Origin of the sequence: Paraburkholderia sp. BL10I2N1 (assembly GCF_004361815.1) — a bacterium.
Taxonomy (GTDB): domain Bacteria; phylum Pseudomonadota; class Gammaproteobacteria; order Burkholderiales; family Burkholderiaceae; genus Paraburkholderia.
Map to the genome: position 1 here is coordinate 1,528,479 of NZ_SNWA01000001.1, position 16,530 is coordinate 1,545,008.

The window sequence follows — 16,530 nt, forward strand, 5'->3', positions numbered from 1 at the left end:
TCCAGGAATAACGCAATGCATGAAAAAAGCTTGACCGAACTGCGCGCGGCGCTCGATGCGAAGGAATGCTCCGCCGTCGAACTCGCGCTGGCGTATTTGCGCCGCATCGACGCAGACAAGGGCCTGAACGCGTTCATTCAGGTCGACCCCGAACTCACGCTCGCGCAGGCCAAAGCTGCCGACGTGCGCCTCGCCAATGGCAATGCCGGCCCGTTGACCGGCCTGCCGGTGGCGCACAAGGACGTGTTCGTCACGCGCGGCTGGCGCTCGACCGCCGGCTCGAAGATGCTCGCAAATTACGAAAGCCCGTTCGATGCGACTGTCGTCGACCGGCTGGAGCGCGCGGGTATGGTGTGCCTTGGCAAAACGAATATGGACGAATTCGCGATGGGTTCGTCGAACGAAAATTCGTACTTCGGCCCGGTGCAGAATCCGTGGGATCGCAAGGCGGTGCCGGGCGGCTCGTCGGGTGGATCGGCCGCGGCCGTGGCCGGCCGTCTCGCGCCTGCCGCAACCGGCACGGACACCGGTGGCTCGATCCGTCAGCCGGCAGCATTCAGCGGCGTGACCGGCATCAAGCCGACGTACGGCCGCGTGTCGCGCTACGGCATGATCGCGTTTGCTTCTTCGCTCGACCAGGGAGGCCCGTTCGCGCAGTCGGCAGCCGATTGCGCGACGCTCCTTAACGCGATGGCGGGCTTCGACGAACGCGATTCGACGAGCCTCACGCGCGACGACGAAGACTACACGCGTTATCTTGGCCAGCCGTGGTCGGCCGCCGCCGCCGGCAAGCCGCTCGCCGGTCTGCGTATCGGCTTGCCGAAGGAATATTTCGGCGCGGGCCTCGCCGACGACGTGCGCGCCGCGATCGACGCCGCACTTAAGCAATATGAGGCGCTCGGCGCCAGGCTCGTCGAAGTGTCGCTGCCGAAAACCGAGCTGTCGATTCCCGTCTACTACGTGATCGCCCCTGCCGAAGCGTCGTCGAACCTGTCGCGTTTCGATGGCGTGCGCTACGGCCATCGCGCGGCTGAGTATCGCGATCTGCTCGACATGTACAAGAAGTCGCGCGCGGAAGGCTTCGGGCCGGAAGTGAAGCGCCGCATTCTGGTCGGCGCGTATGTGCTGTCGCACGGCTACTACGACGCCTACTACCTGCAGGCGCAGAAGATTCGCCGCATCATCGCGCAGGATTTCCAGGAAGCGTTCAAACAGTGCGATGTGATCATGGGGCCAGTGTCGCCGTCGGTCGCGTGGGATATCGGCGCCAAGGGCGACGACCCGGTGCAGATGTATCTCGCGGATATCTACACGCTGTCGGTGAGCCTCGCGGGGCTGCCGGGCATGAGCGTGCCGTGCGGCTTCGGCGCGGGCGCGAATGCGCAGCGTCCGGTCGGCCTGCAGATCATCGGCAACTATTTCAATGAAGCCCGGATGCTGCAGGTCGCGGACGCGTTCCAACGCGCGACCGACTGGCATCGCAAGGCACCGGCGGGAGTATGAACATGCAGTGGGAAGTCGTAATTGGTCTTGAGACGCACGCGCAACTGTCGACGATCTCCAAGATTTTCTCCGGCACCGCGACGCAGTTCGGCGCCGCGCCGAACACGCAGGCGAGCCCCGTCGATCTTGCGCTGCCGGGCACGCTGCCGGTGATGAATCGTGGCGCGGTTGAGCGCGCTATCCGCTTTGGCCTCGCGATTGGCGCGACGGTCGCGCCGCGCAGCATTTTCGCGCGCAAGAATTATTTCTACCCTGATCTGCCGAAGGGCTATCAGATCAGCCAGTACGAGATCCCGGTCGTGCAGGGCGGGCAGATCACGATTCAGGTGCCTGCCAACGAAAAGGCCGGTAAGGAAGCGTACGAAAAAACCGTCAACCTGACCCGCGCGCACCTCGAAGAGGATGCGGGCAAGTCATTGCACGAAGACTTCGCCGGCATGACCGGCATCGACCTGAATCGCGCTGGCACGCCGCTGCTCGAGATCGTTACCGAGCCGGAAATGCGCAGCGCCGCCGAGGCGGTCGCGTATGCGAAATCGTTGCATGCGCTCGTCGTGTGGCTCGGTATCTGCGATGGCAACATGCAGGAAGGGTCGTTTCGCTGCGACGCGAACGTGTCGGTGAGGCCGGTCGGTCAGAAAGAGTTCGGCACGCGCGCCGAGATCAAGAACCTGAACTCGTTCCGCTTCCTCGAAGAGGCGATCCAGTACGAAGTGCGCCGCCAGATCGAACTGATCGAAGACGGCGGCACGGTGGTCCAGGAAACGCGTCTGTACGATCCGGACAAGCGCGAAACGCGTTCGATGCGCAGCAAGGAAGACGCGCACGACTACCGCTATTTCCCCGATCCCGATCTGATGCCGCTCGTGATCGACGCGGCATGGATCGAGCGTGTGAGGGGCGAGATGCCGGAACTGCCGGTGGCGATCCAGGCGCGCTTTGTCGAGCAGTATGGCCTCACGCCGTACGACGCTGGCGTGCTGACGTCGAGCAAGGCAACGGCCGCGTACTACGAGGCCGTGGTCTCGAAGGTCGGTGCGGCGCAGGCGAAGGTGGCGGCAAACTGGCTGATGGGCGAAGTGTCGTCGCAACTGAATCGCGAAGGTCTGGATATCGCGGAAAACCCGGTTTCGGCCGCGCAACTCGCGCTGTTGCTGCAACGTATTGCTGACGGCACGATTTCGAACAAGATCGCGAAGGAGATCTTCCTCGCGATCTGGGAAGAAAAGGCCACCGACGAAGCCGCTGCCGATCGCATCATCGAAGCCAGGGGGCTGAAGCAGATTTCCGATACGGGCGCCCTTGAGGCGATCATCGACGAAGTACTTGCGGCGAACCCGAAGTCGGTCGAGGAATACCGCGCCGGCAAGGAGAAGGCGTTCAACGCGCTGATCGGTCAGGCGATGAAGGCGACCCGGGGCAAGGCCAATCCGCAGCAGGTCAACGAACTGCTGAAGAAGAAGCTGTCCTGATAGAAGTCGGGAGTCGAAGCCGATTCCGCAGGGGTGCCACCGTGGCATACCTGCGGCCACGACGGGCTGTTGCCGGAGCGAAGGTGAGGCAGCGGCCCGTTTCGTTTCTGGATTCGGTTCTACCGGCGCGCTTGCTGGCGACCGTTTGATGCACAACGCGAGGAGAACAAGCATGGAGAAGAAACCTGACCTCGACGACTTCCGCGTGCCGTATTTCGACGAGGGAAAAAAGGCAGCGAAGTTCGCGCTGAGCGATTTCGATCCGGCTGTGAAGCCGTTTTCGACCGGTGCGAAGGAGTCCGACCGGGAGCGCATCGCGACTATCGGCGCACAGCTCGACGGTTTGCAGGAGCGTCTGCATGCGCAGCGCGTGCAGCGCGTGCTGCTGGTGCTGCAGGGAATGGATACGAGTGGCAAGGATGGGACGATTCGCGCGGTCTTTCACGACGTCGACCCGCTCGGCTTGCGCATCGTGCCGTTCAAGGCGCCAACACCTGTCGAAGCCGCACATGATTTTTTGTGGCGCGTTCATTCAAATGCGCCGGCCGCTGGTGAGTTGACGATCTTCAACCGCAGCCATTACGAAGACATCCTCGTGCCGACGGTACTGGGCACCATCGACGCCAACGAACGTACGAGACGTCATCGCCACATCCGCGAGTTCGAGGCATTGCTTGCGGACACGGGCACGACGATCGTCAAATGCATGCTGCACATTTCGAAGGACGAGCAGCGCAGCCGTCTTCAGGCACGTATCGACGATCCCACGAAGCACTGGAAGTTCGACGTCGCCGATCTGGATGCGCGCAAGCATTGGGATGCGTATCAAAGCGCGTATCAGGACGCACTGGCAGCGACGTCGACCGAATGTGCGCCGTGGTATGTGATTCCGGCGGATTCGAAGACCCACCGCAACGTGATGGTTGCCGAACTGCTGCTGCGAACGCTCGAATCGTTGAAGCTGGAGTTTCCTGCGGCGAAGGAATCGCTCAAGGGTGTGAAAGTCGAATAAAGCGGTGTTCCTGATGCCGGCCACCGGACTGCCGTCCGCCGGATCAGATCAATCAAACAGGAAGGGAACGATATGTTGCGTGTGATTACCGCCAATCTGAACGGCATCCGTTCGGCTGCCAAGAAAGGCTTCTTCGACTGGTTCCGCGAACAGAACGCGGACGTGCTCTGCGTGCAGGAAATCAAGTGCTCTCAGGACGACATGACGCCTGAGTTCCTGGCGCCGCACGGCTACACCGGCTACTTTCAGCATGCGGCGAAAAAGGGTTACAGCGGCGCGGGCGTATACACGCGCGGCGAGCCGGACGAAGTTGTGATCGGCTTCGGCAGCGAGGAGTTCGATGCGGAAGGGCGCTATGTCGAAGCGCGTTTCGGGAATCTGTCGGTGGTGTCCGTGTACGTGCCGTCGGGGTCGAGCGGCGACGAGCGGCAACAGGCGAAGTACCGCTTCATGGACGTCTTCATGCCGCACCTCGACGTGCTGCGCAAGGAGCGCGAAGTGATTGTGTGCGGCGACGTGAACATCGTCCACAAGGAAATCGACATCAAGAACTGGAAGGGCAACCAGAAGAACTCAGGTTGCCTGCCGGAGGAGCGCGCGTGGCTGACGAAGCTGTTCGACGACGTCGGTTACGTCGACGTATTCCGCACGCTCGACCCACGCCCGGAGCAGTACACGTGGTGGAGCAATCGCGGCCAGGCGTATGCGAAGAACGTCGGGTGGCGGATCGATTATCAGATCGCGACGCCGGGCATTGCCAGCAAGGCAAAGCATACCGACATCTTCCGCGATATCAAGTTCAGTGACCACGCACCGCTGACCGTCGACTACGATCATCCGGCAGGCCGCTAACGTTGACACGCGCGGGTCGCTGCAGCCTGCTTCGACCCGTGTCGCGGCCCAAGCTGGCGCTCTAGTCGCGCGCCAGCTTGCGCCGCGGACGGCCGATGCCGGCGTAGTCCGGTAGCGCGTCGACCGTCGTGCCGATGGCCTTCGCGTAGAGCGGCAGCATGTCCGGCAGACGCTTTACGATGTCGGCGCGACGTACTGGCGTGTACGGGTGAACGTAGATGAAGCCCTGGTTGCGATTGCTGCGCGTCGCTGCCGCGAGCTTGTCCCACAGCGTGACTGCCGCGCGCGGATCGAAGCCCGCGCGCGACGCGATATCGCTGCCGATCACGTCGGCTTCGGTTTCGTCGGTGCTCTCATATTTCATTTCGAGCAGTTGCGAACCGATGCCGAGCGGCGCCGCACCCAGATCGGCCAGGCCGAACAATTGCGGAATCGATCCAGATCCGAGTTGTGCCGCCTGCTGCTCACCCAGGCGTTCGCGCGCATGCTCGCGCAGTGCGTGCGCGATCTCGTGGCCGAGCAGCATCCCGAGTTCGTTGTCGTTCAGGCGCACGCGGTCCAGCAGGCCGCTGTACACGACGATCTTGCCGCCGGGCAGGCAGTACATCCGGATGTCCGGTGAGCGGACCACGGCGACATCCCACTTCCAGTTCTTCGCGCGTTCGTTCCACTTCAGCGAATAGGGAATCAGCGCGTCGGCGGTCGAACGGACGCGTTTCACGCGCGCGTCGGTGGCAGGATAAAGACTGTTCGCGTGATCCGCGCCCCGCACGATTTCGTCGAATTCGGCGGTGGCCTGCGATTCGAGCATTGGCGACGGGATCAGGTTGCGAAACACCACGAGGCCGCCATACCGAATCGTCGGACTGGGACCGTATGGGGTCTGCTGGGCCGGCGTGGCTGTCGAGGCCGGCGCCGCACCGGATGCGGGCAACGTGCCGGACAAGCCGATTGCAGGTTTGGCAGCAGGAGCGCCAACGCTTTCAGGTGCGCTGACGGTCGCGTTGGTGTTCGCGGGGGCCGGTGCAGGCGCAGGCGTTTCGGTCGCGCGGGCGGTTCCTGGCAGAGCGAGCGTGCCGACCACACAGGCCCAGGCTAGCGCAAGCGCGGCGCACACCCTGCGGCACGTGATTGCACGCAGCGCTGGTTGATTCACGCGCGGCCGGCCTCGCGCCTGCGCGCAACGCGGTGCGAGCGCCGTCACGACTCGCTTCTCCACGGTGCGATCCTGAACAGAAGCAGCATGCCGGGCAGCGCAAGCGCGGTGCACGCCAGGAAGTAATCGAACCAGCCGATCTGGGCAACCACATACCCGCTTGCCGCCGACGCCAATGTTCGTGGCACGGAAGCGAGGCTCGTGAACAGCGCGAACTGCGTAGCCGTGTAGCGCGGATCGGTCGTGCTTGCGATGTAGGCGGTGAAGGCCGCCATCGTCAGGCCGGTCGCGAAGGTCTCGAGCCCGTAGACAAGCGCCAGCGCGACTGCACGCGGATCGAGTTGCACGGTCCAGTCGACTCCGATCCACGACAGCAGCGTCGTCACGCCCTGACTCGCCGCAACCGCAAAATCGTAGATCACGCCCAGCGACGGCGAAGCTGGCCCAAGTTGCGCGAGCCACGCGAAGCCAAGCGTCGACAGCATCTGCAGGATGCCGAAAATCCACAGCCCGCGACCAATGCCGATGCGCATCATCCAGATCCCGCCGACGATGCCGCCCGCGAGACTCGCGCCGAACGCCGTCGTCTTCGCGATGACGCCGATTTCCGTGCGTGAAAAGCCGATGTCGAGAAAGAACGAGGTCGACAGCGTGGTGGCCATCGTGTCGCCGAGCTTGTACAGGAAGATGAAACCGAGCACGAACAGCGCGCCGCGCCAGCCGTCGCGCAGGATGAATTCGCGGAACGGCAGCACGATCGCGTCGCGCAGGTTTTTGGGCGGCGCGCCGCGCACTTTGGGTTCGCCGACGACGAGCGTCATGATCATCCCCGGCAGCATGAACGCACCCGTCACGATGAAGACGGTAGTCCACGGCAGATGATCCGACAGGATCAAGGCGAGCGATCCCGGTATCAGCGCCGCGATCTTGTAAGCGTTCACATGGACTGCGTTGCCGAGACCCTGCTGCGTATCGGAAAGCAGTTCGCGCCGGTAGGCATCGATCACAATGTCCTGGCTCGCGCCGAAGAACGCGACGAGGGCGGTCAGCGCCGCGACGGTCCAGATTGAATCACGCGGAGACACGAAACCCAGCGCCGCAATCGCACCCGCGACCAGAATCTGCGTGACGAGCATCCAGCCACGCCGCCGCCCCGGCTGCCAGCCTGGCAGACGCGGGATATAGCGGTCCATCAGCGGTGCCCAGACGAATTTCCAGGTGTAGGGGAACTGGATCAGCGCAAAGAGGCCGATTTCCTTCAGATTGACGCCTTCAGAGCGCAGCCACGCCTGCACCAGGTAGACGAGCGTGAATAGCGGCAACCCCGACGTGAAGCCGAGGAAGACGCAGATCAGCATGTGCGCGTTGAGAAACGCACGCCAGCCGGGATGTTCTTCGTGAGCGGTAAGTGCAGGCGCCTCGTGTGGCGGGTTCGACATGTGTATGGCTTGCGTTAGCTTTTCTTGACGCGATAGACCGCAAGACTACCACGCCAGTTCACGCCCCATCGCACCGCCTGGCCGCCGTGCAGCACGACGCGGTCGAGAATCTCGATGCCGACTTCCGGCGCGAGGGCCTCGAAATCCTTGATCGTGAGCACGCGCACGTTCGGCGTGTTGTGCCACTGGAACGGCAGCGATTTCGATACTGGCATCCGACCCTGCAGCACCGACAGCCGGTGCGGCCAGTAGCCGAAATTCGGAAACGACACGATGCATTCCTTGCCGACCCGCACGGTCTCACGCAGGATCGCGGCCGTCTGGTGGATGGTCTGCAGCGTCTGCGACAGGATTGCGAAATCGAAGCTCCCGTCTTCGAAGAGGCGCAGGCCGTCTTCCAGATTCTGCTGGATCACGTTGACGCCGTTTTTCGTCGACGCGAGTACGCCGGCATCGTTGATCTCGATGCCATAGCCGGACACTTCGAGTTCTTCGGTCAGGAGCGACAGCAACGAGCCGTCGCCGCAGCCGAGATCAAGCACAGTCGAGCGCGGCTCGACCCAGCGGGCAATCGCGCGGAAGTCGGGGCGGGTCGCAAGATAATCGAGAGCGCGCTGGTTCATGCGTTCACCTCGGTGGCAATGCGTTCGTAGTAGGCGCGCATCAGGTTGTGATAGCGCGCGTCGTCGAGCAGGAAGGCGTCGTGGCCGTGCGGCGCGTCGATTTCCGCGTAGGTCACCGTGCGCTTGTGATCGAGCAGCGCCTTCACCAGTTCGCGGGAGCGGGCCGGCGCGAAACGCCAGTCGGTCGAAAAGCTGGCGATGAGGTATTTCGCCGTCGTATGCGCGAGTGCGGCCGTGAGGTCGCCATCGAAGGCCTTCGCGGGATCGAAATAGTCCAGCGCACGAGTGATCAGCAGGTAGGTGTTGGCGTCGAAATAGTCGGCGAACTTGTCGCCCTGATAGCGCAGGTACGACTCCACTTCGAACTCCACGTCGAAGTTGAAGTTGTATGCGTCGAGCGCGCCTTCCGCACGGCGCAGCGCACGGCCGAACTTCGCGGCCATGTCGTCGTCCGACAGATAGGTGATGTGGCCGATCATCCGCGCGACGCGCAGGCCGCGCTTCGGTTTCACGCCGTGCGCGTAGTAGTTGCCGCCGTGGAAATCCGGATCCGACAGGATCGCCGAGCGCGCCACTTCATTGAACGCGATGTTTTGCGCAGACAGCTTGGGTGTGGAGGCGACCACGATGCAATGGTCGACGCGCTCCGGATACATCAGGCTCCACGCGAGCGCCTGCATGCCGCCAAGGCTGCCGCCCATCACGGCCGCGAAGCGCTCGATGCCGAACGCGTCGGCAACCCGCGCCTGAGCGTTCACCCAGTCTTCGACGGTGACGACCGGAAAGCTCGCGCCGTACGGCTGTTGCGTCGCCGGATTGATACTCATCGGGCCGGTCGAGCCGAAACACGAACCGAGGTTGTTCACGCCGACCACGAAGAAGCGGTTCGTATCGAGCGGTTTGCCAGGACCCACCATGTTGTCCCACCAGCCGACGTTCTGCGGATCGTCCGCATAGACGCCCGCAACGTGATGCGACGCGTTGAGCGCGTGGCACACCAGCACGGCATTGCTGCGCGCGGCATTGAGCGTGCCGTAGGTTTCGACCATCAGATCGTAACCGGCAAGCGAGCTGCCATTCTGCATGAGCAGCGGCTCGGAGAAATGCATTCTTTGTGGAGCGACGATCCCGATCGATTCCATTCATTCCGCCTGTCAACGACAACTGGGCGGCTAAAACGGCGTCGGCGATGCGCGGAGAGACGAAGCGTTGCGCGGCTGACGACCTCTTTAGCCGCATTTATAGTGAACCCAGGGATGATTCCCGGCAGGTTCGCGCGCCCGCAATCGAGTCAGCAAATCGGCGCGTGAGTAACCGCATTCGGTTACAGCAATGGATTGCAGCATCGAGTGTTGCAATCAGGGGCAAAGTATAGCGGAAAAGTTTCGAGACAGCGGCGTGCGCGGCTGGCCCATCGCCTGCCCGGGAGTCATATCAGCTTTCCTGACGACGCCCGACGCCCGACGCCCGACGCCCGTAAAGCGTCAGGTCCGGTTGCGGAAACGCCTTAGCTGGATCGCCGCAACGATCATCAAAATGCCGTAGAAGATCGCATAGGTGCCGATCAGCCAGACCAGCGACACCGCGCCGGCGCCCGGGTGGCTGACGACAAACAGACCGAACGCGAGCGACAGTAGCCCCGACAGACCGACGAGCCAGGGATGTGCATTTGCGCGCCGGTTCTGGATCGCATAGATGATCTCGAAAATACCCGCGACGACCGCCCACCAGCCGATGATCAGCACGAGGATGACGGCCGTCTCGTTAGGCCAGAGCATTGCGATCAACCCGGCGGCGATGCCGATCAGGCCGAGGAAGGCGTAGCTCCAGCGCCGCGTCTTGCCGCGTATGCCGTAGGCGAGCGCGAAGAGTCCGTCGACGATCGCGTAGGCGCCCCAGACAATTGCCAACGACGTAATAGTGAAGCCGGGCCATGTGAAGGCGAGAATACCGAACAGGATGGCCGAGATGCCACGGATCAAAAGCCATCCCCAGTGGGCGGACAGCGACGAAAGGCCCGGCGGCAGGGCAGACAGGATAGTACGGTTCATAGTGTTTCTTCTCCACCATGTTGAATGCGTGCCGGGCGGGTGCCCTGCATCGCATCGCATCGTTGCAAAAGACTGCACACTCAGATCCCGAAATACTGAACGGCCTACTGAAGAATCAACCGCAATTGGGCATCGGCATGTTCGCCGGGTTCGCGGCGAAAGCCGCTACGCACGTAGCGATGCCATCGACCGATGATATAGCTGATCAGGAGGCTCGCGCGGATCACAGGGTCGTAGTCCGCCGGCAGGGGGACGGCGGCGTTATCGGCCTGCGCGTTGGCGTCCATCAGGCCGAGCCGCAGACACTGCTTGAGCGACGCCTCGACGCGCTCGAGCATCTGGTGGACGCGTTCGGTCAACCGCTCGTGTTCGCCGACGAGTGCCTCACACGTAAGCACGCGGGTCATGCCAGGATTTTTTGCAGAAAAGTTGAGCAACATCAACGCGATGGCTCGGGCCTGAAGGATGCCGTTTGGCTCCTTGTCGACGATCTGGTTGACGAGGCCGAAGATCGACTGTTCGATGAACTCGATCAGACCTTCGAACATCTGCGCCTTGCTGGCGAAATGCCGGTAAAGCGCGGCCTCCGATACGCCGAGCCGCGCGGCCAGCGCCGCTGTCGTGATCTTTTCGTTCTTCGGCGCCTCCAGCATCGTGGCGAGCGTCTGGAGGATATGGATGCGCCGCTCGCCGGGTTTCAGGCGCGGCGCACGGGTGCTGCCGGTGTGTGGCTGGTGTTCTACTGCCGGGTCATGCCTGTCAGTCGGCTGCATGTCTGTCGCCTCTTCAGTCGCCCCGAGCGGGTGCCCGATCGCAATGATTTTAACGAACGAATGTTTCTGTCGACATAGTGCGGACGGCCAGTGCCCGGTCGAAGTGCGCGTATGCCGTCCACGCCGGCCGGCGTCGGCAGATGGCCGGTGATCCATACCGTGCGGATGCCGAGCCGCCGGTAGCGCTTCAGATGCCCGCGCGTGTCTTCGACGAGGATGGCGTCGGCGAGCTTCACGTGCGCCTCGCGCATCGCCCGGCGCAGCATCGTCGGATCGGGTTTCGCACGCCAGCCGCGCCGGTCGCGCATATGTTCGATCGCGATCACGCGCTCGAACAGCCTCTCGATGTGCAGTTCTTCCAGCACCGCAAGCGCATACGCTTCAGGCGCGTTGGTCAACACGATCTTGCGGCCAGGCAGCGCGGCGATGAGCCGCGCAAGACCGCGTTCGGCCCGTAGCATCGCGCGCAGGTCGGGAAACGTGTGCACGACCTTCAGAAAGTCGTGCGGATCGACCGGATGGTGACGCGTGAGGCCGAGTAGCGCCGCGCCGTAGCGCTGCGTGTAGCCGGTGCGCAGCAGGTTCGCCTGGTCGCGATCGACCTGCAACGCATCGATGATGTACTGCGTCATCGCCTGATTGATGGCCGGGAAAATCGCGTGCGACGCGTGGTGCAGTGTGTTGTCGAGGTCGAACAGCCAGACCGGCGTGCCCGCATTGATACGCGGCCGGCGGCGTTTGGAATGGGGAGAGCGCATCATGCAGGGAAGTGAGGCCGCACCGCGGGCCGGTGGTGGATTGCGCTCGCGCCGCATCGATCGAGCGGCGGCGCGAAGCGCTGCACGGCGCGCGCGTGACGCGCACCGTGTTTCATGATGCGCTCAATGCGAGCGGATCATCGTACCGAACGGTTGTTCGGTGAGGATTTCGAGCAGCACAGAATGTTCGATGCGGCCGTCGATGATGTGCACCGAACGCACACCGCTCTTGGCCGCGTCGAGCGCCGACGAGATCTTCGGCAGCATGCCGCCCGAGATCGTGCCATCGGCAAACAGCGAATCGATTTCGCGCGCCGACAGATCGGTCAGCAGGTTGCCCGCCTTGTCCATCACACCCGGGATGTTGGTCATCATGACGAGCTTTTCGGCGTTCAGCACGACCGCCAGCTTGCCCGCGACCAGATCCGCGTTGATGTTGTACGACAGGCCGTCTTCGCCGAAGCCGATCGGCGAGATGACCGGAATGAACGCGTCGTCCTGCAGTGCTTTCACAACCGCCGGGTTGATCGCCTCGACCTCGCCGACCTGACCGATGTCGACATACTGGCCGGGGTTGTCGCGATCCGGCATCAGCATCTTGCGTGCATGGATGAGGCCGCCGTCCTTGCCCGTCAGACCGACCGCATGGCCGCCGAAGTGATTGATCAGCGTGACGATGTCCTGCTGCACTTCGCCGCCGAGCACCCATTCGACGACTTCCATCGTCTCTTCGTCGGTGACGCGCATGCCCTGAATGAAGGTGCCCTGCTTGCCGATCTTCTTGAGCGCCTGGTCGATCTGCGGGCCGCCGCCGTGCACGATCACCGGGTTGATGCCGACCAGCTTCAGCAGAATGACGTCGCGCGCGAAGCCCTGCTTCAGGCGCTCCTCGGTCATTGCGTTGCCGCCGTATTTGATGACCACGGTCTTGCCGTGATACTGGCGAATGTAGGGCAGCGCCTCGGCCAGAATTTCGGCCTTCAGGGTGGGCGCAATCTGCGAAAGGTCTGGGAGCTCGGACATGGCGGCAAGATCAGGCACAGGACAGTTGAAACAAGGGCGAATTGTACAGGACTGGCGCGCTGCAACAGGGATTTCGACATGTGCCATCGCGGCCGGCGCAGACGTCTTCCCGCACTGCGCAAACGACAGTCCGGAGCGCAGACGGCAGTCAAGGTTCCGGTGCTTTGGGCCGGCGATTTTGTCCGAAGTTCAGGGTGATCGGACTGCCGCCTTCTGCCGACGCGCAAGACGTGGCAATATGGTCAGCATCCCCGAGACCGGTTTCACATTTTCGCCATGAACTTGTCTGGTTCCTCTTCGCAGGGGGTAGGTCGCGCGCGATGCCCGCGCTGCGGCCGCTCGTTCGATTGCGGAAGGGGCGATCAAGCGTCCGAATGCTGGTGCCGGTCGATGCCGGCCCTGCCCGCAGAACGGCTGGAAGCCGGCCGCGGCTGCCTGTGCCCGGAATGCCTCGCGGAGGAAATCGCCCGCGCGCAACTGGCCGGACGGAGCCCGGACACCGTCCGCGGCTGAACGCAACGCGAATCAGACGGCCTTCAACGGGTAAACTGGCGGGATGCAACGCATCACCACTACTGGCCGGGTCAACCTCGGACATCTCTTCTGGCTGCGCAGCTTCGCCATCATCGGCCAGCTCGGCACGATTGCGGCCGTGCAGATCTTTTTCGGCGTGCTTTTGCCGCTGCCCGCGATGCTGCTCGTCATCGGGCTGGAGGTGGTGTTCAACGCCCTGACATGGATTCGCGTGTCGCGCCAGAAACCGGAATCCAATCTTGAACTGTTCGGGCAGATCTGGGTGGACCTCGGCGCGTTGTCGGCGCTGCTGTTTCTGTCGGGCGGTACGACCAACCCGTTCGTCACGCTCTATCTGCCGTCGTTGGCGATCGCCGCGGCGGTGTTGCCCTGGTACCTGATGGCATGGCTTGCGGCGTTCGCCGTCGCCTGTTACGCGGTACTCAGCTTCGATTCGGTGCCGCTCAATCTCGACAATCCGGCGAACCTGTTCGACTATTACCGTGCTGGCATGTGGGTGAACTTCATGGTGAGCGTCGGGCTGATCGCGTGGTTCGTCGCGCGAATGTCGCGTGCGCTGCGCCTGCGCGACGCGGCGCTGGGCGAAGCGCAGCAGCGTCTTCTGCGCGACGAGCGGGCTGTTGCGCTCGGCGTGCAGGCGGCCACGGTCGCGCATGAAATCGGCACACCGCTGTCGACGATCGCGATGCTCGCTGAGGAGTTGCGCGATGCCGCAAGCACCGACAAGGGTCTTGCCCCCTATTCCGCCGATATTGCAGTGCTCGAGCAGCAGATGACGCTATGCACATCGGCGCTCGCGCGACTGCGTAGCCGTGCGTCGGCACCGGCGGACCGGCAGACGGTGGGCGAATGGCTCGCGTCGTTCGCCGAGCAATGGCGTCTGCGCCATCCTCATGTCAGGTTCGAACGCGTCGGCACACCGCCTGACCATGTCAGCCTTGACGATACCGTCGCGGTCAGCCAGATTCTGACGATCCTGCTCGACAATGCTGCGCGTGCAAGCCGTGATCATGTGACGCTTGCGGCGAAGCTCACGGCGTCCGGCGAGCAGATCGCGTTCGAGGTGTGCGATGCCGGACCGGGCATCCCGGCGTCGTTGCGCCACTCGCTGGGAGCGATGCCGGTCGACAGCACGCAGGGCGGGCACGGCGTCGGGCTATATCTGGCGTTTTCGGCGGCCGCGCGACTGGGCGGATCAATCGAACTGAACGATGTCACCGATACAAAGCCGCGCGGCACCCGCGCGGTGCTGCGGCTGCCGGTTGCGGCCGCCGGTCAATCGGGCGCGAACCGGACCGGTTTGGCGTCTTCCAATACGGAGAAACAGGCATGAGCGACATGAATTTTCTGGTCATCGACGACGACGAAGTGTTCTCCGGCATCCTCGCGCGCGGCCTGACTCGCCGCGGCTACACCGTTGCCGAAGCGCACAACGCCGACGAGGCGATAAAGCTGGCGAACCAGCAGAAATTCAGCCAGATTACCGTCGACCTGCATCTCGGCAACGACTCAGGCCTGAACCTGGTGGCGCCGTTGCGCGACCTGCAGCCTGATGCGCGAATGCTGGTGCTGACGGGCTATGCGAGCATCGCGACCGCGGTGCAGGCGGTCAAGGACGGCGCCGATAACTATCTGGCCAAGCCGGCGAACGTCGAGACCATTCTGGCAGCGCTGCAAAGCGAAGCGAGCGCGTCGCAGGCGGAAGAGGCGCTCGAGAATCCGACGCCGCTGTCGGTTGCCCGGCTTGAGTGGGAGCACATCCAGCGTGTGCTGGCGGACAACGGCGGCAACATTTCCGCGACCGCGCGCGCACTGAACATGCATCGCCGCACGCTGCAGCGCAAGCTGGCGAAGCGGCCTGTGCGGCAGTGAGGCAGTCAGTCGAGCACTGACGGTTGATGTGAACAGGCGGCCTCACAAGAGGCCGCCTGTTTCGTTTCACCCCACGAACTGGCGAGGCGATCAGTGCTTCAACGTGGCCAGGTCACAGCACGTAGCGCGACAGGTCTTCATCGCCAGCGACTTCGTTCAGCGCGCGATCGACATACGCCGCATCGATCATGACCCTCGTGCCGGCATGATTGCCAGCTGCGAACGATACTTCTTCGAGCAGTTTTTCGATCACCGTGTACAGGCGCCGCGCGCCGATGTTTTCCGTTTTCTCGTTGACCGAAAAGGCAATTTCGGCGAGCCGGCGGATGCCGTCGTCGGCGAAGTCCAGATGCACGTCTTCAGTGGCGAGTAGGGCCTGATACTGCTTGACGAGGCTTGCGTCAGTCGCGACGAGGATCGATTCGAAATCCTTCACCGACAACGAATCCAGTTCGACACGAATCGGAAAACGACCCTGCAGCTCGGGAATCAGATCGCTCGGCTTCGCCAGATGGAACGCGCCGCTCGCGATGAACAGGATGTGATCGGTTTTCACCATCCCGTACTTCGTGTTGATCGTCGTGCCTTCGACGAGCGGCAGCAGATCGCGTTGCACACCCTGACGCGACACTTCACCACCGCCCGCTTCATTGCGCGACGCGATCTTGTCGATTTCGTCGAGGAACACGATGCCGTTTTGCTCAACGTTCTGCACGGCCTTCGCCTTCACCTCTTCGTCGTTCAGCATCTTGCCTGCTTCTTCGTCGGTGAGCAGTTTCAAGGCTTCCTTGACCTTCAGCTTGCGGCGCGTCTTCTTGCCACCGCCCAGGTTCGCGAACATCGAACGGATTTGTTCGGTCATGTCTTCCATGCCCGGTGGCCCCATGATGTCCATGCCGACCTGCGGCTGCTCGACGTCAAGTTCGATTTCCTTGTCGTCGAGGAGCCCCTCGCGCAGACGCTTGCGGAACGTCTGGCGCGTGGTGCTGCCTTCGTCGGCCGTGTCGGCGGCGCTCGAACTCGCGCCGAAACCGACCGGACGCGCGGTGGGCAGCAGGATATCGAGAATGCGGTCTTCGGCCTGATCTTCGGCCTTCGTGCGGACCTTGCGCATTTCGGTTTCGCGCGTCTGCTTGATGGAGATTTCCATCAGGTCGCGCACGATGCTATCCACGTCGCGGCCCACATAGCCGACTTCGGTGAACTTGGTGGCCTCGATCTTGATGAACGGCGCGTCGGCGAGCTTGGCGAGACGACGCGCGATTTCCGTTTTGCCGACGCCCGTCGGCCCGATCATCAGGATGTTCTTCGGCGTGATTTCCTGGCGCAGCGGCTCGCCGACCTGCTGACGGCGCCAGCGGTTGCGCAGCGCCACCGCGACTGCCTTCTTCGCCCGGCCCTGGCCAATAATGTGTTTATCCAGCTCCGAGACGATCTCGGCGGGGGTCATTGTGCTCATCGT

16 protein-coding genes are annotated in these 16,530 nt (G+C 63.0%); 7 read left to right on the plus strand and 9 right to left on the minus strand.

Annotated elements, in window-relative coordinates:
• The first annotated feature begins 15 nt into the window (after positions 1-15).
• The 4 genes from gatA (at position 16) to B0G77_RS07165 (ending at position 4,839) form a co-directional block, all read left to right on the plus strand.
• Positions 16-1,503, plus strand: coding sequence for an Asp-tRNA(Asn)/Glu-tRNA(Gln) amidotransferase subunit GatA (gene gatA, locus B0G77_RS07150; protein WP_133661483.1), 1,488 nt, complete (start codon positions 16-18; stop codon positions 1,501-1,503).
• Positions 1,500-2,975, plus strand: a complete 1,476-nt coding sequence (gene gatB / locus B0G77_RS07155) for an Asp-tRNA(Asn)/Glu-tRNA(Gln) amidotransferase subunit GatB (RefSeq protein ID WP_133661484.1) — start codon at positions 1,500-1,502, stop codon at positions 2,973-2,975. The genes gatA and gatB overlap by 4 nt, the downstream gene beginning before the upstream one ends.
• Before the next feature lie 172 nt (positions 2,976-3,147).
• Positions 3,148-3,987, plus strand: a complete 840-nt coding sequence (locus tag B0G77_RS07160) for a PPK2 family polyphosphate kinase (protein ID WP_133661485.1) — start codon at positions 3,148-3,150, stop codon at positions 3,985-3,987.
• A 72-nt stretch (positions 3,988-4,059) separates the two neighbouring features.
• Complete coding sequence (locus tag B0G77_RS07165; RefSeq protein ID WP_133661486.1) at positions 4,060-4,839, plus strand: exodeoxyribonuclease III; 780 nt, start codon at positions 4,060-4,062, stop codon at positions 4,837-4,839.
• 61 nt (positions 4,840-4,900) lie between these two features.
• Here the strand turns inward: B0G77_RS07165 and B0G77_RS07170 are convergent, their stop codons facing one another.
• The 8 genes from B0G77_RS07170 to argB all read right to left on the minus strand — a co-directional run bounded on the left by B0G77_RS07170 (position 4,901) and on the right by argB (position 12,662).
• Complete coding sequence (locus B0G77_RS07170; protein ID WP_133661487.1) at positions 4,901-6,058, minus strand: M48 family metallopeptidase; 1,158 nt, start codon at positions 6,056-6,058, stop codon at positions 4,901-4,903.
• Positions 6,040-7,434 carry an AmpG family muropeptide MFS transporter gene (locus B0G77_RS07175; RefSeq protein WP_133661488.1) on the minus strand — a complete coding sequence of 465 codons (1,395 nt, stop codon included), beginning with the start codon at positions 7,432-7,434 and terminating at the stop codon, positions 6,040-6,042. Before B0G77_RS07175 ends, B0G77_RS07170 begins: the two co-directional genes overlap by 19 nt.
• Before the next feature lie 14 nt (positions 7,435-7,448).
• Positions 7,449-8,057, minus strand: coding sequence for a methionine biosynthesis protein MetW (gene metW, locus B0G77_RS07180; protein WP_133661489.1), 609 nt, complete (start codon positions 8,055-8,057; stop codon positions 7,449-7,451).
• The gene (locus B0G77_RS07185) at positions 8,054-9,199 is read right to left on the minus strand and encodes a homoserine O-acetyltransferase (protein WP_133661490.1); all 1,146 of its coding nucleotides are present in this window, start codon (positions 9,197-9,199) and stop codon (positions 8,054-8,056) included. The genes metW and B0G77_RS07185 overlap by 4 nt, the downstream gene beginning before the upstream one ends.
• A gap of 342 nt (positions 9,200-9,541) precedes the next feature.
• Positions 9,542-10,108 (minus strand): HdeD family acid-resistance protein, encoded by a 567-nt coding sequence (locus tag B0G77_RS07190; RefSeq protein WP_243750950.1) that lies wholly within the window; start codon positions 10,106-10,108, stop codon positions 9,542-9,544.
• 104 nt (positions 10,109-10,212) lie between these two features.
• On the minus strand, positions 10,213-10,881 hold the full coding sequence (slmA, locus tag B0G77_RS07195; protein WP_133661491.1) for a nucleoid occlusion factor SlmA: 669 nt from the start codon (positions 10,879-10,881) through the stop codon (positions 10,213-10,215).
• Positions 10,848-11,639: a pyrimidine 5'-nucleotidase gene (locus B0G77_RS07200; RefSeq protein ID WP_133664066.1), complete on the minus strand. Its 792-nt coding sequence runs from the start codon at positions 11,637-11,639 to the stop codon at positions 10,848-10,850. Before B0G77_RS07200 ends, slmA begins: the two co-directional genes overlap by 34 nt.
• A gap of 123 nt (positions 11,640-11,762) precedes the next feature.
• Positions 11,763-12,662 (minus strand): acetylglutamate kinase, encoded by a 900-nt coding sequence (gene argB / locus B0G77_RS07205; protein WP_133661492.1) that lies wholly within the window; start codon positions 12,660-12,662, stop codon positions 11,763-11,765.
• A gap of 276 nt (positions 12,663-12,938) precedes the next feature.
• On the opposite strand from argB, the gene B0G77_RS07210 reads away from it, so the two are divergent.
• From B0G77_RS07210 to B0G77_RS07220, 3 genes are read left to right on the plus strand one after another with little or no spacing between them, the layout of a single operon-like run.
• Positions 12,939-13,175: a cysteine-rich CWC family protein gene (locus tag B0G77_RS07210; RefSeq protein ID WP_133661493.1), complete on the plus strand. Its 237-nt coding sequence runs from the start codon at positions 12,939-12,941 to the stop codon at positions 13,173-13,175.
• A 43-nt stretch (positions 13,176-13,218) separates the two neighbouring features.
• Complete coding sequence (locus B0G77_RS07215) at positions 13,219-14,529, plus strand: ATP-binding protein (protein WP_133661494.1); 1,311 nt, start codon at positions 13,219-13,221, stop codon at positions 14,527-14,529.
• The gene (locus tag B0G77_RS07220) at positions 14,526-15,068 is read left to right on the plus strand and encodes a response regulator transcription factor (RefSeq protein ID WP_133661495.1); all 543 of its coding nucleotides are present in this window, start codon (positions 14,526-14,528) and stop codon (positions 15,066-15,068) included. Before B0G77_RS07215 ends, B0G77_RS07220 begins: the two co-directional genes overlap by 4 nt.
• A 112-nt stretch (positions 15,069-15,180) precedes the next feature.
• Here B0G77_RS07220 and hslU read toward each other — a convergent pair whose 3' ends face one another.
• Entirely contained in the window at positions 15,181-16,527 is a 1,347-nt protein-coding gene (gene hslU, locus B0G77_RS07225; protein ID WP_133661496.1) for an ATP-dependent protease ATPase subunit HslU, read from the minus strand.
• Positions 16,528-16,530: the final 3 nt, after the last annotated feature.